General features: G+C 61.1%; 22 protein-coding genes. 20 read left to right on the plus strand and 2 right to left on the minus strand.

Annotated elements, in window-relative coordinates:
- Positions 1-3 precede the first annotated feature (3 nt).
- The 3 genes from recA (at position 4) to HII33_RS03185 (ending at position 5,140) form a co-directional block, all read left to right on the plus strand.
- Positions 4-1,080 (plus strand): recombinase RecA, encoded by a 1,077-nt coding sequence (recA, locus tag HII33_RS03175; RefSeq protein ID WP_179394345.1) that lies wholly within the window; start codon positions 4-6, stop codon positions 1,078-1,080.
- Positions 1,081-1,241: 161 nt separating this feature from the next.
- Entirely contained in the window at positions 1,242-2,810 is a 1,569-nt protein-coding gene (gene rny, locus HII33_RS03180; RefSeq protein ID WP_179394346.1) for a ribonuclease Y, read from the plus strand.
- Positions 2,811-3,127: 317 nt separating this feature from the next.
- The gene (locus tag HII33_RS03185) at positions 3,128-5,140 is read left to right on the plus strand and encodes a KUP/HAK/KT family potassium transporter (RefSeq protein WP_179394347.1); all 2,013 of its coding nucleotides are present in this window, start codon (positions 3,128-3,130) and stop codon (positions 5,138-5,140) included.
- A gap of 19 nt (positions 5,141-5,159) precedes the next feature.
- Here HII33_RS03185 and HII33_RS03190 read toward each other — a convergent pair whose 3' ends face one another.
- Positions 5,160-5,804, minus strand: coding sequence for a YigZ family protein (locus HII33_RS03190; RefSeq protein WP_179394348.1), 645 nt, complete (start codon positions 5,802-5,804; stop codon positions 5,160-5,162).
- A 29-nt stretch (positions 5,805-5,833) separates the two neighbouring features.
- Here HII33_RS03190 and HII33_RS03195 point away from each other — a divergent pair, with 29 nt between their 5' ends.
- The 16 genes from HII33_RS03195 to phoU all read left to right on the plus strand — a co-directional run bounded on the left by HII33_RS03195 (position 5,834) and on the right by phoU (position 22,531).
- On the plus strand, positions 5,834-7,111 hold the full coding sequence (locus HII33_RS03195; protein ID WP_179394349.1) for a helicase-related protein: 1,278 nt from the start codon (positions 5,834-5,836) through the stop codon (positions 7,109-7,111).
- Entirely contained in the window at positions 7,108-7,770 is a 663-nt protein-coding gene (locus HII33_RS03200) for a ComF family protein (protein WP_246287257.1), read from the plus strand. Before HII33_RS03195 ends, HII33_RS03200 begins: the two co-directional genes overlap by 4 nt.
- Before the next feature lie 154 nt (positions 7,771-7,924).
- Entirely contained in the window at positions 7,925-8,479 is a 555-nt protein-coding gene (hpf, locus tag HII33_RS03205; protein ID WP_179394350.1) for a ribosome hibernation-promoting factor, HPF/YfiA family, read from the plus strand.
- 192 nt (positions 8,480-8,671) lie between these two features.
- Complete coding sequence (secA, locus tag HII33_RS03210; RefSeq protein WP_179394351.1) at positions 8,672-11,035, plus strand: preprotein translocase subunit SecA; 2,364 nt, start codon at positions 8,672-8,674, stop codon at positions 11,033-11,035.
- Positions 11,036-11,109: 74 nt separating this feature from the next.
- Positions 11,110-12,226, plus strand: a protein-coding gene (prfB, locus tag HII33_RS03215) for a peptide chain release factor 2 (RefSeq protein ID WP_179394352.1) whose coding sequence is annotated in 2 segments (ribosomal slippage) — positions 11,110-11,181 and positions 11,183-12,226 — 1,116 coding nt in all. Because the reading frame shifts where the segments join, the coding sequence is not laid out codon by codon here.
- Positions 12,227-12,344: 118 nt separating this feature from the next.
- On the plus strand, positions 12,345-13,031 hold the full coding sequence (gene ftsE, locus HII33_RS03220) for a cell division ATP-binding protein FtsE (protein ID WP_179394353.1): 687 nt from the start codon (positions 12,345-12,347) through the stop codon (positions 13,029-13,031).
- Positions 13,021-13,908, plus strand: coding sequence for a permease-like cell division protein FtsX (gene ftsX, locus HII33_RS03225; RefSeq protein ID WP_179394354.1), 888 nt, complete (start codon positions 13,021-13,023; stop codon positions 13,906-13,908). Before ftsE ends, ftsX begins: the two co-directional genes overlap by 11 nt.
- Before the next feature lie 153 nt (positions 13,909-14,061).
- Positions 14,062-15,156, plus strand: coding sequence for a PDZ domain-containing protein (locus HII33_RS03230; protein ID WP_179394355.1), 1,095 nt, complete (start codon positions 14,062-14,064; stop codon positions 15,154-15,156).
- Complete coding sequence (locus HII33_RS03235) at positions 15,131-15,832, plus strand: response regulator transcription factor (protein WP_179394356.1); 702 nt, start codon at positions 15,131-15,133, stop codon at positions 15,830-15,832. Before HII33_RS03230 ends, HII33_RS03235 begins: the two co-directional genes overlap by 26 nt.
- The gene (gene pnpS / locus HII33_RS03240) at positions 15,825-17,492 is read left to right on the plus strand and encodes a two-component system histidine kinase PnpS (RefSeq protein WP_179394357.1); all 1,668 of its coding nucleotides are present in this window, start codon (positions 15,825-15,827) and stop codon (positions 17,490-17,492) included. Before HII33_RS03235 ends, pnpS begins: the two co-directional genes overlap by 8 nt.
- A 63-nt stretch (positions 17,493-17,555) precedes the next feature.
- Entirely contained in the window at positions 17,556-18,413 is an 858-nt protein-coding gene (locus HII33_RS03245) for a phosphate ABC transporter substrate-binding protein PstS family protein (RefSeq protein WP_179394358.1), read from the plus strand.
- Positions 18,414-18,428: 15 nt separating this feature from the next.
- On the plus strand, positions 18,429-19,349 hold the full coding sequence (gene pstC, locus HII33_RS03250) for a phosphate ABC transporter permease subunit PstC (RefSeq protein ID WP_179394359.1): 921 nt from the start codon (positions 18,429-18,431) through the stop codon (positions 19,347-19,349).
- On the plus strand, positions 19,349-20,233 hold the full coding sequence (gene pstA / locus HII33_RS03255) for a phosphate ABC transporter permease PstA (protein ID WP_179394360.1): 885 nt from the start codon (positions 19,349-19,351) through the stop codon (positions 20,231-20,233). Before pstC ends, pstA begins: the two co-directional genes overlap by 1 nt.
- Before the next feature lie 12 nt (positions 20,234-20,245).
- A complete protein-coding gene (gene pstB, locus HII33_RS03260; RefSeq protein WP_179394361.1) occupies positions 20,246-21,055 on the plus strand; it encodes a phosphate ABC transporter ATP-binding protein PstB in 810 nt (269 codons plus the stop codon).
- A 9-nt stretch (positions 21,056-21,064) separates the two neighbouring features.
- Positions 21,065-21,823, plus strand: a complete 759-nt coding sequence (gene pstB, locus HII33_RS03265) for a phosphate ABC transporter ATP-binding protein PstB (RefSeq protein WP_179394362.1) — start codon at positions 21,065-21,067, stop codon at positions 21,821-21,823.
- Between the two features lie 30 nt (positions 21,824-21,853).
- On the plus strand, positions 21,854-22,531 hold the full coding sequence (gene phoU / locus HII33_RS03270; protein ID WP_179394363.1) for a phosphate signaling complex protein PhoU: 678 nt from the start codon (positions 21,854-21,856) through the stop codon (positions 22,529-22,531).
- 54 nt (positions 22,532-22,585) lie between these two features.
- Here the strand turns inward: phoU and HII33_RS03275 are convergent, their stop codons facing one another.
- The gene (locus HII33_RS03275) at positions 22,586-23,611 is read right to left on the minus strand and encodes an alcohol dehydrogenase catalytic domain-containing protein (RefSeq protein WP_179394364.1); all 1,026 of its coding nucleotides are present in this window, start codon (positions 23,609-23,611) and stop codon (positions 22,586-22,588) included.
- 96 nt (positions 23,612-23,707) lie between these two features.
- Here HII33_RS03275 and HII33_RS03280 point away from each other — a divergent pair, with 96 nt between their 5' ends.
- Positions 23,708-24,130, plus strand: a complete 423-nt coding sequence (locus HII33_RS03280) for a hypothetical protein (protein ID WP_179394365.1) — start codon at positions 23,708-23,710, stop codon at positions 24,128-24,130.
- Positions 24,131-24,181 lie beyond the last annotated feature (51 nt).

The raw sequence follows: 24,181 nt of genomic DNA on the forward strand, positions 1-24,181 counted from the left end.
TTTGTGGCAAAAGATGAACGACAAGCAGCGCTCGACGCTGCCTTAAAGAAGATCGAAAAGAACTTTGGGAAAGGGTCCATCATGCGCATGGGCGACAAGGTCGACACGCGCATCTCGACGATCTCCAGCGGTTCCCTGGCGCTTGATAACGCCTTAGGGGTCGGCGGCTTCCCGCGGGGGCGGATCGTCGAGATCTACGGCCCAGAAAGTTCTGGTAAGACGACGATCGCCCTGCATGCCGTTGCCGAAGTGCAAAAGGCCGGCGGGACTGCGGCCTACATCGATGCCGAAAACGCGATGGACCCGAAGTATGCGTCATCTCTGGGGGTCAACATCGATGAGCTCTTGTTGTCTCAACCGGACACCGGTGAGCAAGGCCTGGAGATCGCCGATGCACTGGTCACCTCTGGGGCTGTGGATATCGTCGTGGTCGACTCCGTGGCCGCCCTGGTCCCACGCGCCGAGATCGAAGGCGAGATGGGGGACGCGCACGTTGGCTTGCAAGCCCGCTTGATGAGTCAGGCGCTGCGTAAGCTGAGCGGTTCGATCAACAAGACGAAGACGATCGCGCTGTTCATCAACCAGATCCGTGAAAAAGTCGGCATCATGTTCGGAAACCCGGAGACGACGCCTGGTGGGCGCGCGCTGAAGTTCTACGCGACGATCCGCCTGGAGGTGCGGCGCGCCGAGCAGATCAAAGACGGCACCAACGTGATCGGGAACCGCACCAAGATCAAAGTGGTCAAGAACAAGGTCGCCCCGCCGTTCAAGGTCGCCGAAGTCGACATCATGTACGGTAAGGGGATCTCGCAGACCGGTGAGATCATCGACATGGGGGTCGAACAAGACATCGTCGACAAGTCCGGCTCCTGGTACGGCTACGGTGAAGAGCGGATCGGGCAGGGGCGTGAGAACGCGAAGACCTACCTGGATGAGCACCCAGACATGAAGGCGGAGATCCGCCAGAAGGTCCGCGTTGCGTACGGGATGGATGAGGCGAACGAAGAAGCGGCAGAAGGCCCAGACGGGGCCGCGAAGGCCGCGGACGAGACAGATATTTTTGGTGGCGACGACAAATAACGCCACACGAAGAGGCGCTGCCCTAGGGCAGCGCCTCTTTGCGTCTGGTTGACACGTGTTCAGTCAACCGCTACAATCAATTAGTGTACGTTTAACCAAAAAAATACGGCATCAATGCATGTGATTGATTAACATCGCTTAGATGATGCGGAGGTGATAAGATGAGCGCAGAAATGCTGGTCTCGATAATCCTCGCAGTCATCGCTTTAGCCGTCGGATTGTTGTTCGGGCGCGCGATCCAAAAACGGATCCACCGCAACGCACTGGATCAGGCACGCAACAGTGCCGAGGGGATCATTGAGACCGCGAAAAAAGAAGCCGCTGCCCTGAAAAAGGAAAAGCTGGTCGAAGCACGCGATGAGGCACATCGCTATCGCAGTCAGATCGAACAAGAGCTGAAAGACAGCCGCGCTTCGGTCACCCAATCGGAGCATCGCCTGCTTCAGCGGGAAGAGACCCTGGATCGTCGGGACGACACGCTTGACCGTAAGGAACAGAGCTTGTCGGATCGAGAAGAGCACCTGAACCAACGGCAGCAAGGCCTCGAACGGCGTGAACAGTCGGTCGAGACCATGATCACGGACCAACGTGCGACCTTAGAGCGCATCGCGGAACTGACCAAAGCCCAAGCCCGCGAACAGATCATAACTGAAACCAAGACTGAACTTGCGCATGAACGCGCAATGCTGATCAAAGAAAGCGAAGACGAAGCCAAGGAGACGGCCGACCGGGAAGCCAAGAAGCTGATCGCCGACGCCATCCAGCGCAGCGCCTCCGATATCGTGGCCGAAACGACGGTCACGGTGGTGAACTTACCGAACGACGACATGAAAGGCCGGATCATCGGCCGCGAAGGGCGCAACATCCGTACGTTGGAAACGCTCACAGGGATCGACCTGATCATCGACGACACGCCAGAGGCGGTCGTCCTGTCCGGTTTCGACCCGATTCGGCGTGAGATCGCGCGCATGGCACTGGAGAAACTGATCCAAGATGGCCGCATCCACCCGGCGCGCATCGAAGAGATGGTCGATAAGGCCCGCAAAGAGATGGACGAGCGCATCCGGGAGATCGGTGAGCAGGCCATTTTCGATGTCGGCATCCACAATATGCATCCGGATTTGATCAAGAAGTTAGGTCGGCTCCACTTTAGGACCAGTTACGGGCAAAATGTATTGGATCATTCGATCCAAGTGGCGAAGCTGGCAGGCGTTATGGCTGCCGAGCTGGGCGAAGACGTGACCTTAGCGAGACGCGCAGGCTTATTACACGATATCGGCAAGGCGATCGACCGTGAAGTCGATGGCTCTCACGTCGAAATCGGGGTCGAACTCGCGACCAAGTACAAGGAACCCAAAGTGGTGATCAACACGATCGCCTCACACCACGGCGACGTGGCGCCGACCAGTGTGATCGCCGTGTTGGTGGCTGCCGCCGACGCGATCTCCGCCGCCCGTCCAGGCGCGCGGTCGGAGTCGCTGGAGAACTACCTGCACCGACTGGAGAAGCTGGAATCGATCGCAAACAGCTACAAAGGCGTCGATCACAGCTTTGCCATCCAGGCCGGCCGCGAGGTGCGCGTGATCGTCAAGCCGGAGGCCCTCACAGACGAGGCGTCCGTGGTCTTGGCGCGCGATATCCGCAACCGGATCGAAAAAGAACTGGAGTACCCGGGTCACATCAAGGTGACCGTGATCCGCGAGAAGCGGACTGTCGAGTACGCGAAGTGAGCGGTTGAGCCAGACTGAGGTTTGGCCAGCGCCCACACGGCCCCCAGCCACCCCGCACTTAGGGTGGCTGGGGGCCGTTTTGATGCGGTGGACGGTGTCTGGCCGAACGTCGTGTGGATGGGTAGGCAGGCGCTGCACAGGCGGCGCTTGGTGGCGCCTTGTTCCGGGCTCGTGGGGTCACCCCGATGAGCCGTTGAGGGGGTCTGGACGCTTGGGGGCCCGGCGGACGCGCGACCATGAACGGGTTGACGCGCCAGTCTGAAGCGGCTATCATGACGTCACGTGAGGCGCATGAGCGCTCGGAGAGGGGAATTGAGATGACGCCGAAGAAAAAGGTGACCTTGGCGGGCTTATTGATCACGCTGGGGATCGTTTATGGTGATATCGGGACCTCACCGCTGTACGTGATGAACGCGGTGATCGCTGATGCAGGATCGGTCCACGCATTATCACCGGAATACATTATCGGGTCGATCTCACTGATCTTTTGGACCCTGATGCTCCTGACCACGATCAAGTACGTGATCCTAGCGATGCGCGCCGATAACAACGGCGAGGGCGGGATTTTCGCGCTGTACGCCTTGGTGCGCAAGCGCGGGGCGTGGCTGGCCACGCCGGCCTTGATCGGCGGCGCGGCGCTTTTGGCCGACGGGACGCTGACGCCAGCCGTCACGGTCACGAGCGCCGTTGAAGGGCTGAAGAACCAGACTTTTGGCCCGTTTCAGTTCAGCGGCTCGCAGATGGTGGTACTGGTGATCACCACCGTGGTGCTGTTAGCGCTGTTTTTGATCCAGCGCTTCGGGACGGCGAAGATCGGCAATGCGTTTGGCCCGATCATGCTGGTCTGGTTTGGCTTCCTCGGGGTCGTCGGCCTGATGCACCTGGGGAGCCACCTCGAGATCCTCAAAGCGCTGTCGCCGGCCTACGCGGTCAAGATCCTGTTCAGTCCAGCGAACAAGGTCGGGATTTTCCTGCTCGGGAGCATCTTCTTGGCGACGACCGGGGCGGAGGCCCTGTATTCGGATATGGGCCATGTTGGCAAGTTCAACATCTACCTGACCTGGCCATTCGTGTACGCGATGCTGATGCTGAACTACTTCGGGCAAGGGGCGTGGTTACTCAACCACTACCAGGACGCGGCGTACGCCGGCGTCGAGACCCTCAACCCGTTTTACGAAATGCTGGGGAGCGGCTTGCGGCCGGTGGCGATCCTTCTGGCGACAATGGCGGCGATCATCGCCTCACAGGCGCTGATCACCGGATCGTACACGCTGGTGCATGAGGCGATCAGCCTGAAGTTCCTGCCGCGCATGGCGATCACGCACCCGTCGTCGCACCGCAGCCAGATCTACATCGCTGGGATCAACTGGTTCTTGTGTCTGGTCACCCTGAGCGTGGTCTGGTTCTTCCGCACCTCTAAGGCGATGGAAGCCGCTTACGGACTTGCGATCACGGTCACGATGCTGATGACGACGCTACTCCTCTTCGAGTTCCTGTCGTTGCACGGGTCGCGCCTGCGGGCGGGCCTAGTCGCTGGGTTCTTCGGCGTGATCGAGAGCATTTTTCTCCTGGCCAGTCTGACGAAGTTCCTGCACGGCGGCTACATCACGTTGGTCATCATGCTGTTGATCCTTGCGCTGATGGTGGTCTGGTACTTCGGCAATAAGATCCGCGAGCGTTACCAGGACCAAAGCGAGTATGTCACGCTGACAGATTATATCGGTCAGCTCGGGCACTTAGCGCAAGACGAGCGGATCCCGCTGTACACGACGAACCTGGTCTACCTGACCAAGGTCAAGCCTGGCTACCGGGTCAAGCGCACGACGCTGTACTCGATCCTCGACAAACAGCCGAAACGAGCGAACGTGTACTGGTTCGTCACGATGAATGAGACGGATCAGCCCTATGAGATGCGCTACACGGTCGATATGATGAAGACCCGCAATGTGATCAGCGTGCAGATCTACCTAGGCTTCCGGTGCTCGCAGCACGTCAATGTCTACATCCGCAAGATCATCAACGACTTGATGGTGGCCAAGGCGATCGACCCGCAGACCCCGCAGTACACGACGGTCCATGATCGGACGGTCGGTGATTTTAAGTTCGTCATCATCCGCGAGCGGTCGCAGGGGATGCCGACCGAGACGATCCCCGCGTTGCAGCGGCATCTGATCGGCGGGCGCCTGTGGCTCCAAAACGTGACGACCAGCCCCGCCAACTGGTATGGGTTGGCTTTCAGCGACGTGGTCGAGGAGACGGTCCCGCTGTTCATTCACCAGCCGCGGCCAGTCTTTTTCACGGCCCACGAGATCTTGAACCAGAAGAAGTGAGGGCGCCTGTTTGGCGTGCTTAGTCGGCGGTGATCGGCACCTCGACATCGCGCAGGGCCCCGCGGACCGGGACCGCCTGGCCGTGCGTCAGGTCGACCAAGGCTGCAGTCGTGGTGGCGACGGTCGCCTCGGGGACGTACAGGGTCAGCGTGACGGCTTCGGCGTAGACCGTGTCGGCAACCGGCAGGTCCGCCTGGGTCAGCCAGTGCTGAACGGGGCCAAGCAGCGGGTAAGCTAACGTCAGCTGCAGCTCACGTTGGCGCTCACGCTGCACGATCCCGACGGCGTGCACGGCGGCCTGCACGCTGTTGGCGTAGGCGCGGATCAGGCCACCGGCGCCCAGTTTGATGCCGCCGAAGTACCGGGTCGTCACGGCGATGACGTCGTGCAGGCCCATTTGCTGAAGGGTCTGGAGCATCGGCACCCCCGCGGTCCCGCTAGGTTCGCCGTCGTCACTGGCGCGCTGGATCTCATCGTGGTCGCCCAGCAGGTAGGCGGGGACGTTGTGCGACGCTTTGTAGTGGTGCTTTTTGACCTGGTCGATCACCGCTTGTGCGTCTTCGGGGCTGGCGATGCGCGCCAAGTGGCAGATGAAGCGGGATTTCTTGATCACCAGCTCGTGATCGCCGGCTTGTTGAATGGTGCGGTATGGGGTGGCAGGCATTGCGTAATCTCCTTGTGAGGTGAGCAAAAATGATGATCAGCGGGATGCAACTGACGGCGCGTGAATGCGCCAAGGTCGCGGCTACCACTAGTTTAGCACAGGCGACCGCCGTTCCGGCGGTCCAGCGCGTCGCCGGGCGCTGGCAGTGTCAGCGCTGCGGCCAGCGGCGCTTTGGCCCCTTGGCAGACGGCCGCGCGTACTGCGTCAGCTGCGTGGGCATGAGTCGGGTGGAGACCGGCAGTCAGCTCTGGCGCTTTCCCCACACGCCTGCGCCACTGGGCGGCCCGCTGACTTGGCGGGGGACGTTGACTCCGGCGCAGGCCCGCGCAGCACAAGCCGCTTTGGCGTCCGTGGCGGCCGGTCGCGACCACCTGTTCTGGGCGGTGACCGGTGCCGGTAAGACCGAGATGCTGTTCCCTTTGATCGCCCAGTGTCTGGGGCAGCACCAGCGCGTGGCCTGGGTCACGCCGCGCATCGATGTGGTCTTGGAGCTGGCGCCGCGGCTACAGGCAGCGTTCATCGGTACGCCGGTCGCGATCGGTTACGGTGGGCGCCCCTGGCCGATGCGCGATGCACCGCTGACGGTCGCAACGACACACCAGATGCTGCGCTACTACCGGCACTTCGACCTGATGATCATCGATGAGGTCGATGCCTTCCCGTTCTCGCAGACACCGATGTTGGCCTACGCCTGCACGCAGGCCGCGCGCGGCGTGACCGTGTTTCTCAGTGCGACGCCGCCGGATGCGCTACGGCGCGCAGCCCGAGCTGGGCGGATCGGCAGTTCGATGCTCTCGCGCCGGTTTCACGGCCAGCCACTGCCGGTGCCGGTGATGCGCCTGATGAAGCTGACCCGGGTCCCGGACCAATTGCCGCTTGTCGCCGCGCGCTGGCTTGCGGCGCAGCACCGGGCGGGGCGCGTCAGCCTCTTGTTCGTCCCGGATACGCGCTGGGTCGTGCCGCTGAGTCAAGCTGTGCAGCGCCTTGGGCTGCGCGCCAGTGGGGTGCACGCCCGCGATCCAGCCCGGCTGGGGAAGGTGCAGGCCTTTCGCCAGGGCCAGTTGGACTGTCTGGTCACGACGACGATCCTCGAGCGTGGGGTGACGATCCCGCACTGTGCAGTGCTCGTGTTGGCCGCCGACGACCGGCAGTTCGACCGCGCCGCGCTGGTGCAGATGGCGGGGCGGGCAGGGCGCGCCAGTGACAGCCCAGACGACCCGGTGTGGTTCGTCGCCGCGCATTTCTCCTTGGCGATCGCGCAGGCGCTGACGGAGATCCGGGGCATGAATCGGCGGGGGTGGCGATGATCTGCGTGATGTGCGCGCGGCCGCTGACGACCGACTTTACGCTCGCCGCGCTGATCAGTCGGGCCCCGTTACGTCTGCCGACGCTCTGTGTGCGGTGCGAGGCTCAGTTCGAGCGGATCGATCCGGCGAGTGCTTGCCCCGGGTGTGGGCGCCAAGCGCACCCGGCGTTGTGCGGAGACTGCCAGCGGTGGGCGGCGCAGGGCCAGTCGCTGTTGCAGCACCGGGCGCTGTTCACCTATAACGAGCCGATGCGTCAGTTCATCCAGCTCTACAAGGGTCAAGGGGATCGTCGCCGCCACACCGCCTTTCAGCACCTGATGCCGCTGGCGCGCCGCGGGTGGGCGTTGGTGCCGGTCACCAGCGAGCCGCATCACTTCGCGGCCCGTGGCTTCGACCCGGTGCTGGACTTGTTCAGTCACCTGCAGCTGTCACGCTGGCTGCGCAAGGCAGACACCCCGCTGCCGCAGGCCCAAAAGGACCGCGCCGCCCGCCTGGCGACCCCGCAGAGCTTCATCGCCACGTTACCCGCTCGGCCGGCGCCGCACGTGCTCCTGTTGGACGACCTGTACACAACCGGGCGCACGCTGTACCATGCCCAAGCGGCGCTGCGGGCGGCGGGGTACGGCGGGACGATCACGAGTTTTTCGCTGATCCGCTGAAGGCGGTCACTATGAGGGCACAGAACCTGCACGGAATATTATTTGTTTCGGTCCCGACACTTCGTTATAATAGAGATGAAGGATGAAAGGGCTTAATCGCCCGACCATCCGGCGTCTGCGAGCCATCGCGGGCGGATGAAAGGGGAGAAGTTTTATGCTAACATACAACGTTCGTGGCGAAAACATCGAGGTCACCGATGCCATTCGGAGTTACGTTGAAAAGCGCATCAGCAAGCTGAACAAGTTCTTCGAGAGCTCGGTTGAGGCGATCGCGCACGTTAACTTGAAAGTATACCCGGATAAAACTGCTAAGGTCGAGGTCACGATCCCATTGTCCTACCTGACGTTGCGGGCGGAAGAAACCAGCCCGGATCTCTACGCCAGTGTCGACTTGGTGACCGACAAGCTGGAGCGCCAGGTGCGCAAGTACAAGACGAAGATCAACCGCAAGTCCCGTGAGAAGGGCTTCGCGCCGATCAACGTCGAGACGCCTGCGACGGCGCCGGAGTCAGCGGATGAGGATGAGAGCCTGCAGGTCGTGCGCACGAAACGCGTGTCCCTCAAGCCGATGGATTCTCAAGAAGCGATCTTGCAGATGGATATGCTTGGGCATAACTTCTTTATCTTCGAAGATGCCGATACCAATGGGACCAGCATCGTCTACAAGCGGCGTGATGGGCGCTACGGTCTGATCGAGACCGATGAATAACCGATGATGTGGACCCGGGGCGTATGCCTCGGGTTTTTTCGGTTGCGCCAAGCGGACACGCTGTCACGTCACGGGGCCAGATTCTCGGACAAATATTGGGCACGTGGTTTGCAGGACCCATAATCAATGCTAAAATAAATAGGATACTGTCAGTATTATGCGCATACTAACATGACAGAGAGGACGTATTTCATGGCGAACGTATTAAAGACATGGGTCGAAAGCGATAAGCGCGAGGTCAAGCGCTTGGGCAAGATCGCGGATCAAGTACAAAGTTTCGAGGACGACGTCGCGGCCTTGAGCGACACAGAGCTGCAGGCGAAGACGCCGGCATTCAAAGACCGCCTAGCGAACGGCGAGACGCTGGATGATATTTTGCCAGAAGCCTTCGCCGTCGCGCGCGAAGGGGCCAAGCGAGTGCTCGGGCTGTTCCCGTTCCGCGTCCAGATCATCGGGGGCATCACGCTTCACGAAGGGAACATCGCCGAGATGAAGACCGGTGAAGGGAAGACCCTGACGGCGACGATGCCAGTGTACCTGAACGCGCTGGGTGGCCAAGGGGTCCACGTCGTGACGGTCAACGAGTACCTGAGCGGCCGTGACGCGACCGAAATGGGCGAGCTGTATAACTGGCTTGGTCTGACCGTGGGCCTGAACACTCACGACTTGAGCTCTGACGAGAAGCGTGCGGCCTACGAGGCGGACATCACGTACTCCACCAACTCCGAGCTCGGGTTCGACTATCTGCGGGATAACATGGTGGTCTACAAGCAGCAGATGGTCCAGCGGCCCCTGAACTATGCGATCGTCGATGAAGTCGACTCCATTCTGGTCGATGAAGCTCGGACCCCGCTGATCATCTCCGGCGGCGCAGAGAAGTCGAACGGCCTGTACATTCGCGCGGACCGCTTCGTCAAGACCCTGAAGGAAGAGGACGACTACAAGATCGACTGGCCGACCAAGACCATCGCCTTGACCGAAAACGGGATCCGCAAGGCCGAGAAGATCTTCGGCCTGAAGAACCTGTACGACCCGGAGAACACCGCCTTGACCCACCACATGGATCAGGCGCTGCGGGCGAACTTCATCATGCTCAAAGACATCGACTACATGGTCTCCGATGGGGAGGTCCTGATCGTCGACCAGTTCACCGGTCGTGCGATGGAAGGCCGGCGCTTCTCCGATGGGTTGCACCAGGCGATCGAGGCCAAGGAAGGCGTCGAGATCCAGGATGAGAACCAGACGATGGCGACCATCACCTACCAGAACTTCTTCCGGATGTACAATAAGCTGGCCGGGATGACCGGGACGGCGAAGACCGAAGAAGAAGAATTCCGCGAGATCTACAACATGAACGTGATCTCGATCCCGACCAACAAGCCGGTCGTGCGTGTCGACTCACCAGACGTGCTGTACCCGACGCTGGACGCGAAGTTCAAGGCGGTGGCTGAGGACATCAAGGAACGCCACGCGCAGGGCCAACCGATCCTGGTCGGCACCGTGGCGATCGAATCCAGTGAGCGCCTGTCTGCGATCCTGGACGCCGAGAACATCCCGCACAGCGTGCTGAACGCAAAGAACCACGCGCGCGAAGCCGAGATCGTCATGAACGCCGGCCAGCGTGGCGCGGTCACCATCGCGACCAACATGGCTGGGCGGGGGACCGACATCAAGCTCGGCCCTGGCGTCAAGGACGTCGGCGGCCTGGCCGTGATTGGGACCGAACGCCATGAATCTCGCCGGATCGACAACCAGTTGCGTGGACGGTCTGGGCGTCAAGGGGATCCGGGTTCCACCCAGTTCTACCTGTCGCTGGAAGATGACCTGATGAAGCGCTTCGGCGGTGACCGCATCAAGGTGATGCTGGATCGCTTCAAGGTCGAAGACGAGGACCAGGTGATCCGCAGCCGCATGATCTCGCGCGCCGTGGAATCGGCCCAAAAACGCGTTGAAGGGAACAACTACGACACGCGTAAGAACACGCTGCAATACGATGATGTCATGCGTGAACAGCGTGAGGTGATCTACAAGCAGCGCCAGCAGGTGATCAACGAAGAAGAGACCCTGAAGCCGGTCCTGATGGCGATGATCAACCGCTGCATCACCCGCGTCGTGCAGGCACACACGCTGGGCGACCAGAAGGACTGGAAGCTCGACGAGATCTATGACTACGCGACCGCGAACATGGTCTCGGAAGACACCTTATCGCGCAGTGACTTGGACGGTAAGTCCCAGGCCGAGTTGATCGACCTGCTGCAAGGGCTGGCCGACGAGAACTACGATGAGAAGCTCAAGCAACTGGGCGACCGTGACCAGATGCTGGAATTCGAAAAAGTCGTGATCCTGCGCGTCGTCGACTCGCTATGGACCGATCACATCGACGTGCTCGACCAACTGCGTCAGTCGGTCGGCTTGCGTGGCTACGGCCAGATGAACCCGCTGGTCGAATACCAAGAAGAAGCTTACCGCATGTTCGAAGAGCTGATCGCGAACATGGACGACGGCGTGACCCGCCTGTTCATGAAGGCCCAGATCCGTCAGAACATCCGGCGCTAAGCCTGATCACCCGCAGCCGGAGCAGCCACTCCGGCTGTTTCATTGATAAACCCATTCTTGAAAGGAAGATCCGTATGGAAATCGCTGAGATCCGCAACACCTTGGCCCAGCTTCGGACCAAAATCAATCAATTTAGGGGGTCGCTTTGACCTCGATGCGCTGAACGAACGCATCGCTGAAAACGAAGGCCGCATGGCGGAACCGGGGTTCTGGGACGACCAGCGCGCCGCCCAGACCGTGATCGACGCCAACAATCAGTTGAAGACCAAGCACGACAATTTTATTGCGTTGCAAGATAAGCTCGATGACCTCGATGTCGCGTTCGAGCTCCTGCAGGAGGAACCGGACGCTGAGCTTCAAGGTGAGATCGAAGCCGACCTGGCCGACCTGCAGGAGAAGATGACGCGCTACGAGATGACGCTTCTTTTGAGTCAGCCGTATGACGCCAACAACGCGATCCTCGAGATCCACCCCGGAGCCGGTGGGACCGAGTCTCAGGACTGGGGCTCGATGCTGCTCCGAATGTACCAGCGGTGGGCCGCGCAAAGCGGGTTTTCCGTCGAAGTCGCGGACTATTTGGCTGGCGACGAGGCGGGGATCAAGAGTGTGACGCTCCTGGTCTCCGGGGAGAACGCGTACGGCATGCTGCGCAGTGAAAAAGGGGTGCACCGCCTCGTGCGCATCTCGCCGTTCGACTCCGCCGGTCGCCGCCACACCAGCTTTGCCTCTGTCGACGTGATGCCGGAGCTCGATAACAGTATCGAGATCGACGTGCGCCCAGAGGACATCAAGATGGAGGTCTTCCGCTCCAGTGGGGCCGGTGGCCAGCACATCAACAAGACCTCCAGTGCGGTCCGCCTGATCCACATCCCGACGGGCATCGTCGTGTCGAGCCAGGCCCAACGGAGCCAGTTCCAGAATAAGGACACCGCCATGGGGATGCTGAAGGCCAAGCTCTATCAGCGCGAGCAGGCCAAGAAGGCGGAAGAGGCGGCTGCGATCAAAGGGGACCAGATGGAAGTTGCGTTCGGCTCCCAGATCCGCTCGTACGTCTTCCACCCCTACACGATGGTCAAGGATCACCGGACGAATTACGAGACCGGCAACGGCCAGGCCGTGATGGATGGGGACCTCGATCCGTTCATCTACGCTTACCTGCAGTGGGAGCTCTCCAAGAAAAATCCGCAGTAACCCGCGCAGCCCCTGGTCCTTGGACCCGGGGCTGCCTTGGCAAACTGTAATGTGGCTGTTATCAGTTTGACGTATTGGCATGCTATACTTTGCCTAGTTTTGAAAAAGGAGCGAGAGCATGATCCAAATGAAAAACGTGATGAAGCAGTACGATAATGGCGTCATCGCGATCAAGGATTTGAGTCTGTCGGTCGACCCCGGCGAATTCGTCTACGTGATCGGATCCAGCGGCGCGGGCAAATCGACATTCATCAAGATGCTGTACCACGAACTCACCCCGACGAAGGGCACGATCACCGTGGGCAAGTATGATTTTGCAAAGATGGACAACAAAGACGTGCCGCTGTTTCGGCGCGAGCTCGGGATCGTGTTCCAGGACTTCAAGTTGTTACCGCGCCTGACGGTTTACGAGAACGTGGCCTACGCGATGGAAGTGATTGAAAAAGACGAAGACGAGATCAAGCCGCGCGTCCTGCACGTCCTGAAACTGGTCGGCTTGGAGCAGAAGCTGCGCCGCTTCCCGAACGAACTGTCCGGAGGGGAGCAGCAGCGCGTGTCGATCGCCCGGGCGATCGTCAATGCCCCAGACGTCGTGATCGCCGATGAACCGACGGGGAATCTGGATCCCGATACGTCCGATGGCATCATGGACATTTTGGAGCGGATCAACGCGGATGGCACGACCGTGATCATGGCGACGCATAACCGTGAACTGGTCAACAGCCGCCCGCACCGCCTGCTGGAGATCGCCGGCGGTCGGCTAGTCCGCGATGAGGAAGGAGGCGCCTACGGGAATGAAGCCTAGTGTGATCAAGCGCCACATCAAAGACTCCCTGAAGAGCCTCCGGCGTAACGGCTGGATGTCCGTCGCCGCTGTCTCTGCGGTGACGGTCACCTTGCTGTTGGTCGGCATCTTCATGGCCTTACTGCTGAACGTGAACCACATCTCGCGGCAGGTCGAAAACGACGTGCGCGTGCGCGTCTACGTTGAAAAGAAAACGTCCAAGGCGCAGGAAGCGACGCTCAAGCAGGCCCTCAAGGCGCTGCCGGACGTCACGAAGGTCACGTTCCGGTCGTCCAACCAGGAACTCAACTCCATCGTCGGGACCTATGGGTCACAGTGGAAGATGTTCTCTGGGGACCAGAACCCGTTGAACGACGTGTTCTTAGTCGACACGAAAGACCCGAAAGCGACCGTCTCGGTGGCTAAGCGGGCCAAGAAGCTCAAGAACGTCTCGGAAGCCTCGTACGGTGGCACGACGGCTAAGCGTCTGTTCAAGACCGTCGATGCGATCCAGCGCGGTGGGTTGGCTTTCACCATCCTGCTGCTGTTCGTGGCGGTCTTCCTGATCAGCAATACGATCCGAATCACGATCCTGTCGCGTAAAGACGAGATCCGCGTGATGCGGCTGGTCGGTGCGACCAATGGCTACATTCGCTGGCCGTTCCTGCTCGAAGGCGCGTGGACCGGGCTGTTCGGGTCACTGCTGCCGATTGTGGCCGTCGATATCGCGTACGGTCTGGTCTACCGCAGCGCCAACCTCTCGACCGCAGCGAATGGGTTCGACCTGTACCCGTCGATGCCGTTTTTAATCTGGTTAGACCTAGCGATCGCCTTGATCGGGATCGTCATCGGGGCGCTCGGGGCCGTTGTCTCCATGCGGCGCTTCTTGCGGATCTGACCGACCAAGTGTCCTCCTTGTGAGGACTTTTTTTGTGGCGCAGGCGAGGCGACGGTCAGATTGTATCGCCGCGTTTACGGTAAATTTACTTATTTTTTGCAGTCCGGGGTTCCATGCTATACTAAACTTAAAGATGTGAGATGGGAGCGCGGGATGCAGATGATGATCATGGAAGGGCTTGTCGTGACGCTGGCGTTACTGGCGGTCGGCTACTTCTGGCGGTGGCGCCGCTTCGCCCATGAACGGGCGGTGTTCGGGACCGCGATCGACCGGCACTGGACCAACTGGTGGGCCGGGCTGATCGGCGGCGGTCTCGCCGGCCTTGTCGTCAGCGGGATCGCCGCCTTGGGCCACTTGGCCCTGCCGGGCCCCGTCGGGCTGTGGCTCGGGGCGCTGACGCTCCTGGGCTTGCTGGGGAGTGGCCTGGGGTACGCCCCGGCCGTGCTCGGCTTCAGCGGGATCGCCGCCGTCGGTACGGCTGGGTTAGCACCTTGGCTGGCGTTGCCGGCCGTCGACCGGTGGGCGTGGCAATGGCTGGCGCTGCTGGCGCTGCTCGGTGCGGCCAACGCAGGCCTCTTGCGCTTCTTGGCCCCGCCGATCGACGTGCCGGCGATCCACGCCGGCAAGCGCGGCGCACAGATCGCAAGCTATACGCGGCGCCAGTTCTACTGGGTGCCGGTCGTCTTGCCCCTGATCGGGGCGTCAACCTCGACCTGGGCACTTGTCCCGCTGGTACTGGGCGCCGCTTTGACGACACGCAAACAGCTGCCGACCGCAGCGATCCACGCGTGGGCGCGCCACGAGGCCTGGAGCGCTGGGCTCACCGCCATCCTGGCAGCGGGTACCTGGTGGCAACCACGGCTGGCGCTCGCCGCGCTGTGGGGTCAGGCTGGGTTGAGCCTTGCATTGCTGATCTGGCACCACCACGCTGCGGCGGCGGGGCACAGCTTCGTCTCGCAGACTGATTTGGGCGTGCGCCTCGTAGCGATCCAGCCAGACACACCGGCGAGCAAGATGGGCCTGCAGGCGGGAGACATCGTCTTACAGTGCAACCAGGTGCCCGTCCGCACGGAAGCGGCGCTTTACGCCGCGCTTCAAGCCCACCCCACGTATTGTCGCCTCAGAGTCCAGCGCCTGGACGGGGCGATCAAGCTAACCGAAACCGCGATTTTCAAAGGTGCCCCGCACGAATTGGGCATGATCACATTCACGGAGGATGAACATGAAGAAGATCTTAGTCGTCGATGATGAACCCGCAATCGTGACCCTGCTCCAGTACAACCTCGAAAAAGAGCACTACCAAGTGACGACCGCCAGCGACGGCGACACGGCCTTGAGCCTGGCGTTGCAGAGCCCGTTCGACTTCATCCTGCTCGACTTGATGCTGCCGGGACTCGATGGCTTCGAGGTCACGCGCAAGCTACGCGCGGCCAACAACGCGACGCCGATCATGATCCTGACGGCCAAAGACAGTGAGACCGACAAGATCGTCGGCCTGGAGCTGGGTGCCGACGATTACGTCACCAAACCGTTTTCGCCCCGCGAGATCGTTGCGCGGATCAAAGCGATCGAGCGCCGGATGCAGCCGCAGCCGGCTGCGGCTGCGGACCCGAAGGCGGTGATCAGCGTCGGGGCACTGCGGATCGACGAAGAGAGCTTCAAGGCGACGAAGAACGGGGATCCGTTGAACCTGACGCCTAAGGAGTTCGAGCTACTGGCGTATTTTGCCCGCCGCTTGGGCAAGATCCTATCACGCGATGCGCTGTTGAACGGGATCTGGGGGTTCGAGTACCCGGCTGAGACGCGAATGGTCGACATCCAGGTCAGCCACTTGCGCGAGAAGATCGAAGACGACCCGAAGAAGCCAGCGTACATCAAGACCGTGCGCGGGTTCGGGTATCAGATGGAGGTGCCGCATGATTAGTCTCATTCGGCGTTACGCCTGGGCGTGCTTATTTGCCGTTGCAGGCTTTTTCTTACTCTTGATGGGGATCGACCACTTGCTGTATGCGCAGCAGACGGCCCATCTGACCGCAGTGTACCAGACGTTCCAAGACGTCGGTGAGACGCAGTCGATGGCGGTCCGCTTGGCGCAGGACAACGATGTGACGATCACGATCCTCGACGGGCAGCCGACCACGCAGCGCGAGGATCTGCTGCAGGACTTGGTCGATCGCAAACGCACGATCGTTCACCAGAGCACGGTCTTGCTGGTGAACGGCCGCCCGGAGCAACTCTACGTCGGCCGTCGCAGCAACACGGTGTTCATCGGGGTGTGGCAGCGCAAAGCGACCTTGTTTTCGGTCGCCCCGATGTGGGGGGTCGCCTTCGTCAGCTTATACCTCTTCGCCTGGGGCGTACTGCTCGTCGTCACGTTGCGGCGCAACCAATACTGGCGCGGCCACCTCGCGCAGATGACCCAGAACCTGGCGGCGATCCGCAAAGAGCATCCGATCGAGCCGATCATCCTGACGCCGGGCTCGGCGTTCACCGCCATGGGGGAGGAGGTCAACCGCCTGGACCAGACCGCCGCGCACCTTCGGCAAAAAGTGGCCCTGCGCCAGGCAAGCTTCGACCGTCTGATCGACCACTTGCCGCAAGGGGTGATGCTGATCGACCAGGACCGCCAAGTCCTGCTGGCCAACCAGGCCATGAGCCAATTCGTCGGCCACGACATCTCACCGCGCCAGCATAATTATCTTGATGACGTGAAGACCTACGCCTTGGCGCGGATGATCGAGCATACCTACCGCAATCGCCACACACACCAAAAAGAGCTGACCCTGATGATCACGCAAAAGGCGGTGGACGCCAGCGTTGTCCCGCTGACCGGGACCGACCGCCTGCAGGTGCTGGTGATTCTGTACGACATCACCACGCTGCGGCGCGTCGAGCAGATGCAACTGGACTTCGTCGGTAATGTCTCCCACGAGCTCAAGACGCCGGTGACGGCGATCAACGGCTTTGCGGAAACGCTCCTGGCGGGCGCCAAGGACGATCCGGCCACGCTGGATCAATTCCTGCACATCATCCAGTCGGAAAGCACGCGCCTGACGCAGTTGATCACGGACATCTTGACCCTGTCGCGGCCCGACAGCACTCCGGCGGCCACCGCCGCAGTCAGCGTGGCGACCTTGGTCGAGAAGGCCTTGGCGACGTTGCAGCAGCCGATCGCCGAGAAGGCCCTGACGGTGACCACTGAGATCGATCCGGCGCTGACGGTGACGACGGTCCCCGCCAAGCTCTCGCAGGTGGTCCGCAACCTGCTGAACAACGCGGTCTTCTACAACCGCACCGGCGGCAGCGTGACCGTGACGGCGACGGCCGATACCCACAGTCTGCACCTGCAGATCCAAGACACAGGCATCGGGATCGCGGCGGACGACCAGAGCCGGATCTTCGAGCGGTTCTACCGGGTCGACAAGGCGCGCAGCCGGCATAACGGGGGCACCGGCCTCGGGCTGGCGATCGTCGCGGAGATGGTCACGCAGCTCAGCGGTGAGGTGGCGGTGGACAGCCAACTCGGGGTCGGCACCACCTTCACCGTTACCCTGCCCCTGGATTTACCTTCTTTTTACAATTAACGGGCTGAACATTTACACTGGCTTGATAGACTGAAAGAAGTCATGAAAAACGGAGGGTTCGTTGTGAAAAAAATTCTCGGCTTCCTGGCAGTTGCCGCTGTGACGCTGCTTGCGGGATGTGGTGGCGGCGATAATGGCGAATCGATCACCGCGGTAGGCTCTAGCGCCTTGCAGCCACTGGTCGAGGCCGCAGCGGAACAATATCAGACGGAACACCTCGGCGTGTTCATCAACGTGCAAGGTGGCGGGACGGGCACCGGGTTGTCCCAGATCCAGCAAGGCGCCGTGGAGATCGGCAACTCCGACCTGTTCGCAGAGGAGAAGCCTGGCATCGACGCGAAGAAGCTTGTCGACCACCGCGTTGCTGTCGTGGGGATCACCCCGATTGCCAACCCCGGGGTGGGGGTCAAGAATCTGACCGTCGTGCAGTTGCGCCGCTTGTTCACCGGCGAGATCACGAACTGGAAGCAAGTCGGGGGCAAGGATCTCCCGGTCGTGGTGGTCAATCGCGCCCAGGGGTCCGGCACCCGCAGCACGTTCGAAAAGTGGGTGTTGCAGGACCGTCAACCGATCGCCGCGCAAGAGCAAGACTCGACGGGGATGGTCCGCTCGATCGTCGCCAGCACGCCAGGCGCAGTCTCCTACGTCGCCTTCTCGTATGTCGATGCGACCGTCCGTGCGCTGGCGCTGAACGGCGTGACCCCGACGGATGCACACGTGACGACGAACGAGTGGCCGATCTGGTCTTACGAGCACATGTACACCCGCGGCCAGCCGACCGGGTTGACCAAGGCCTTTCTCAGTTACATCCTCGCCCCTGCGACGCAGCAACGCTTGGTCGCCAAGATGGGCTACATCCCGGTAACTGCGATGCAGGTCGAACGGGACGCTGATGGCAACGTGGTCAAGCGCGGCGAGTGACGCCAGGAGGACAACATGGATCCAATTCGTGAAGCAATGTTACGCCCATCGCGCTCGGCGAAGATCGAGCGGCGCGGGCGGCTGATCAGCCTAGTCTGCATCAGCCTGATCGTGCTCGTCGTGCTGGCGATCTTCTTTTTCGTCGCCTCGCGCGGGCTCGCCACCTTCTTCGAGAACAAAGTCAACCTGTGGGCCTTCTTGAGCAAGACCACCTGGGCGCCGGCCGTTACCGATGCCCATGGCGCCCCACAAGTCGGCGCCTTGCCGATGATCGTCGGCTCGTTCGGGGTGACCTTCCTGTCGGCGATCATCGCGACGCCATTCGCCGTTGGGGCGGCGATCTTCATGACGGAGATCTCCCCGAACCTCGGCAAAAAGATCCTGCAGCCTGTGATCGAGCTGCTGGTCGGCATCCCGAGCGTGGTCTACGGGTTCATCGGCTTGTCCGTCGTCGTGCCGTTCATTCGCGGCCTGTTCGGCGGGACCGGGTTCGGGATCCTCGCGGGGACCTTCGTCTTGTTCGTGATGATCCTACCGACGGTGACGTCGATGACGGTGGACGCCTTGAAGGCGGTGCCGCGCCATTACCGTGAAGCCAGCCTCGCGCTGGGTGGGACGCGCTGGCAGACCATCAGCCGCGTTGTCGTCCGCGCCGCGATGCCCGGAATCCTGACTGGGATCGTGTTCGGGATGGCGCGGGCCTTCGGTGAAGCGCTGGCCGTGCAGATGGTGATCGGGAACGCGGCGTTGCTGCCGCACAACCTGATCAGTCCGGCGTCGACGCTGACGTCGGTGCTGACTTCCGGCATCGGGAACACCGTGATGGGCTCGCTTGAGAACAATGCGCTGTGGTCGCTAGCCCTCTTGCTGTTGCTGATGTCGCTGGCCTTCAACCTGCTGATCCGCTGGATCGGGAAGAAAGGGGAGATGAAGTGATGGCGCCCAAAAAAGTCGATAAACTGGCCACGGTAGTGCTTTACACGATCGCCGGCGTGATCATCGTGATCCTTGCGAGCCTGCTGGGCTACATCCTAGTCCAAGGCGTCCCGCACATCTCCTGGCACTTCCTGACCAGCCCCGCTAAGTCTTTCGAGGCCGGCGGGGGGATCGGGATCCAGCTGTTCAATTCGTTCTACCTGCTGCTGTTGTCGATGTTGATCTCGGTGCCCCTGGCGCTGGGTGCCGGCATCTACCTCGCGGAATACGCGAAGAAGAACTGGCTGACCGACGTGATCCGCACGGCGATCGAGATCCTCAGCTCACTCCCGTCGGTGGTCGTCGGGCTGTTCGGCTTCCTGGTCTTCGTCCTGCAGTTCCAGTTCGGGTTCTCGATCCTGTCGGGCGCGTTGGCGCTCACGATGTTCAACCTGCCACTGCTGACCCGTAACGTCGAAGACTCACTGCGTCAGGTCAGCTTCATGCAGCGCGAGGCGGGGCTTGCCCTTGGCCTTTCGCGCTGGGAGACGGTGATCCACGTGGTGATCCCCGAAGCATTGCCGGGGATCATCACCGGGATGATCCTCGGGGCCGGGCGCGTGTTCGGTGAGGCGGCGGCCCTGATCTACACGGCCGGCCAAAGTGCCCCGGCACTGGATTTTACCAACTGGAACCCGCTGAACATCGCGAGCCCGCTGAACCCGTTCCGACCGGCGGAGACGCTGGCGGTGCACATCTGGAAGATCAACTCGGAAGGCATCCAGCCCGACGCGGCGGCCGTTTCTGCCGGTGCCAGCGCGGTGCTGATCATCGCGGTGCTGCTGTTCAACCTGGTGGCGCGCTACGTGGGTAACCGGATCTACAAGAAGATGACGGCTGCCTAAGAAGGAGAGACTATGCAAAATTACGCGTTAGATGACCGCTATATCAAGGCACTCGACCGCGACCAACACGAGATCGCGATCGAGACGGAAGACCTGCGCGTGTTTTACGGGGCTAAAGAGGCGATCCACGGCACCAGCCTGCCGTTCGAGCGGTTCAAGATCACGGCGCTGATCGGTGCCAGCGGTTCCGGCAAGTCAACGTTCCTACGCTCGCTCAACCGGATGAATGACACGATCGAAGGCACGCGGGTGACCGGAAAGATCATGTACCGCGGCATCGATATCAACGCCAAGGCCGTCGACGTCTACGAGATGCGCAAACACATCGGCATGGTGTTCCAGCGGCCTAATCCCTTCGCCAAGTCGATCTATGACAACATCACCTTTGCGCCCCGGCGCTTCGGGGAAAAACGCAAGGCCGTGCTCGATGAGTTGGTCGAGACCAGCCTGCGCCAGGCAGCCCTGTGGGACCAGGTCAAAGACGACCTGCACGCCAGCGGCCTGGCTTTGTCGGGTGGGCAGCAGCAGCGGCTGTGCATCGCCCGGGCGATCGCGATGAAACCGGACATCCTGCTGCTGGACGAGCCTGCCTCGGCGCTCGACCCGATCTCGACGTCGACCGTTGAAGACACGCTGATGGCCCTGAAGGATCAGTACACGATCGTCATCGTCACCCACAACATGCAGCAGGCGGCGCGGATCAGCGACTACACGGCATTTTTCTACGCCGGTCAGGCGCTAGAGTTCGACGAGACGCGCAAGATCTTCACCCGTCCGAAGATCCAGGCCACGGAAGACTATGTGTCTGGACACTTCGGCTAAGGAGGCACTATGAAAACTCAGGTCATCACCAGCAAGGATGTCCACCTGTTCTACGACAAATTCGAAGCGCTCAAGGGGATCGATTTGGACTTCAATGAGCATGAGATCACGGCGCTGATCGGGCCCAGTGGTTGCGGGAAGTCGACGTACTTGCGCTCGCTCAACCGGATGAACGATCTGATCCCGAGCGCCCGCGTGACGGGCGATATCCGCCTGCGCGGCCAGGATATCTACGCGCCGGAGCAAGACGTCGTGCAGCTGCGCAAGTCTGTCGGAATGGTGTTTCAGCAGCCTAACCCGTTCCCGTTTTCGATCTACGACAACGTGGTGTACGGCTTACGGTTGGCCGGGGTCAAAGACCGCGCGACGCTGGACGAGGCGGTCGAGACCAGCCTCAAAGCCGCGGCGATCTGGGACGAGATCAAAGACAAACTGCATGACAGTGCGCTATCGTTAAGTGGGGGCCAGCAGCAGCGCGTCTGCATTGCGCGGGTGCTGGCGGTGCGGCCGGAAGTGATCCTGATGGACGAGCCGACTTCGGCGCTGGATCCGATCTCCAGCACGCAGATCGAGAATATGCTCTTGGAATTGCGCGACCAGTACACGATCATTTTAGTCACACACAATATGCACCAAGCGTCGCGCATCTCGGACCGCACGGCCTTCTTCCTGCAAGGCCGACTGGTCGAAGTGGATGAGACCAAGAAGATCTTCCTCACCCCGAAGGAGAAGGAGACCGAGGATTACATCAGCGGCCGGTTCGGCTAACGCATCGCGCGGACAAAGGAGGGAACTGCTATGCGGCGGTTATTTGTAGACGAGCTCAACGAGTTACACGTTCGGTTTTCAGAGATGGGGATGATGGTCAACGAGGCGATCTTCAAGTCAGTGAAGGCCTTCATCAACCACGATAAGGCACTGGCCCGCGCGGTCATCGCGGATGATAAGCACATCAACAAGCGTGAGGTCGACCTGGAGAAGCGCAGTTTTGAGATGATCGCACTTCAGCAGCCGGTCACCACAGACCTGCGCATGATCGTCACGATCATGAAGGCGAGCTCTGACCTGGAGCGCATGGGCGACCACGCGGTGTCCATCGCTAAGTCGACGATCCGCATGAAGGGCGAGACCCGCGTGCCGGACATCGAAAAAACCATCGCAGACATGGCGGCAGCAGTCAAGCAGATGGTCGATGAGGTGCTGGAAGCTTACGTTAAGGAAGACTCAGTCAAGGCGCGGGCGATTGCGGAAGAGGACCACGGCATCAACGAGTTCTCGACGACGATCTACCACTTGTGTATCGATGAGATGACACGTGACGCGGATACGATCGTCGGGTCGATGGACTACATGCTGGTGTCCTCCTACCTGGAGCGCATCGGCGATTACGTCACGAACATCTGCGAGTGGATCCTTTACCTCAAGACCGGCAAGTTGCTGGAACTGAACTCTAACGCCAAAGAAGACGTGCTGTGAGCTTCACAAATAAGGCGCCAGGCAACCGGCGCCTTATTTGTGTGGGGGGATTGGTCACAGGGTGAAGTCACCCGTCAACACGACTTTGCCGACTTGGTGGCCCGCAGCCAAGCGGGTGAAGCCGGCCTTGAGGTTACCGACGGTGATCGGCGTGTCATGGGTGGTGACACCAGGATCGAGCACCCCGGCCGCCACGAGCGCGACGAGCTGCGTCAAGATCGCCCCTTGACTCGCCTCGTGCCAGCCGTAGTCGGATTTGGCGAACATATACTCGAAGTCCAGGCTTGCCGCCTTGGCTTTGAGTGCCGTCACCGTCAGCGGGCCTTGGGGGGTGACCAAAGCACCGACATGGCCGAAGGGGGCGACCAGCGCGCTGGCTGCGGCGAGGTAAGGCTCTGTCGTATACAGGATCGCGACCCCGTCGACGGTCGGATAGCCGGTCTGGTGAACCGCGGCGACTAAGTCGGCGTGGTAGTCGAGCGGGTGCGTCACCCCGTGCTGCGTGAGCCAGGCAAAGTTACGCGGGCTGGCGGTCGCCAGCACAGTCAGCCCGGCCCAGTGGGCGAGTTGGCTCATCAGTGTGCCGACGCCCCCAGCCCCGTTGATGATCAGCAGGCTGCGGCCGTGGTTCGCGTCGGCTGCGGGGGTGAAGCCCATTTTTTCGAACAGCAACTCCCAGGCGGTCAGCCCGACCAGCGACAGCCCGGCGAGCGCTACGTCGGGGAGTTGCGCAGGTGCGTGTGCACACAGTGCAGCGTGCACAGCCTGAAACTGCTGGAAGCTCCCGGGCCGAGTGGTCGTTCCGGCGTAGAGCACCCGGTCGCCGACTGTGAAATCTCGGACGGCGGTGCCCGTTGCGACGACGCGCCCCACGGCATCGTGGCCGAAGATGCGCGGCCCGCTGTTGGCGGGCAAGGCGGCGCGCAGCTTGTCATCGACCGGATTGAGCCCGATCCCGCGGACTTGAACGATCAAGTCGGTCGGCTCGGGTGTCGGCATCGGCACAGGCTGAGCGAGAATGCTGTCGGCGGCGTCGAGGGGGCCGCCGTGAGTGGCAACGAATGCGATATTTTGAGTCATGTGAACCTCCTTGCAAAAACGTAACCTTGTTGATATGTATATTCTACCCGTTTTTTGGTAAACTGTTCAAAAATAGCGTGATGAGGAGAGACAACGATGGCGAATAAGCACACCAACCATAGCAACGCATGGACATGGGTCCTGCTGGTGCTAGCCGCGCTCGGGTTCACCGGGTTCGCATGGTTCGTCACACAACCGACCGATGCGCTGACAATGATCAGCACAGGGAGTTTCGGCGTCGGGCTCGTGGTATTGATCTGGCTGATGGCCTACTTCGATGACTTGGCACGTGGGCGGGTCACGCGCTTTGCGGCGGATGTCCTGATCGGTGCGGCAGCCGTGGCGTTGATCTACGTCTATATGATCGGCTTCATCGTATACCCGGAGTTCATCTTCGGGGCGGCTGGGATCGTGTTGGTGCTCGCGGCGCTGTTTGCGCTACGCCGGCCTAACGGCACCCTAGAAGATCACAACCGGGCGCGTTTGACTGTCGAAGACATGGAAGACACCGACGAGTAATCGCCTTGTGGCCTGCGTCATGTGGACGCCAGCCGGGTGTGTTCAAGTCAG

This window comes from Lacticaseibacillus absianus, from assembly GCF_013407595.1.
GTDB classification, from domain to species: domain Bacteria; phylum Bacillota; class Bacilli; order Lactobacillales; family Lactobacillaceae; genus Lacticaseibacillus; species Lacticaseibacillus absianus.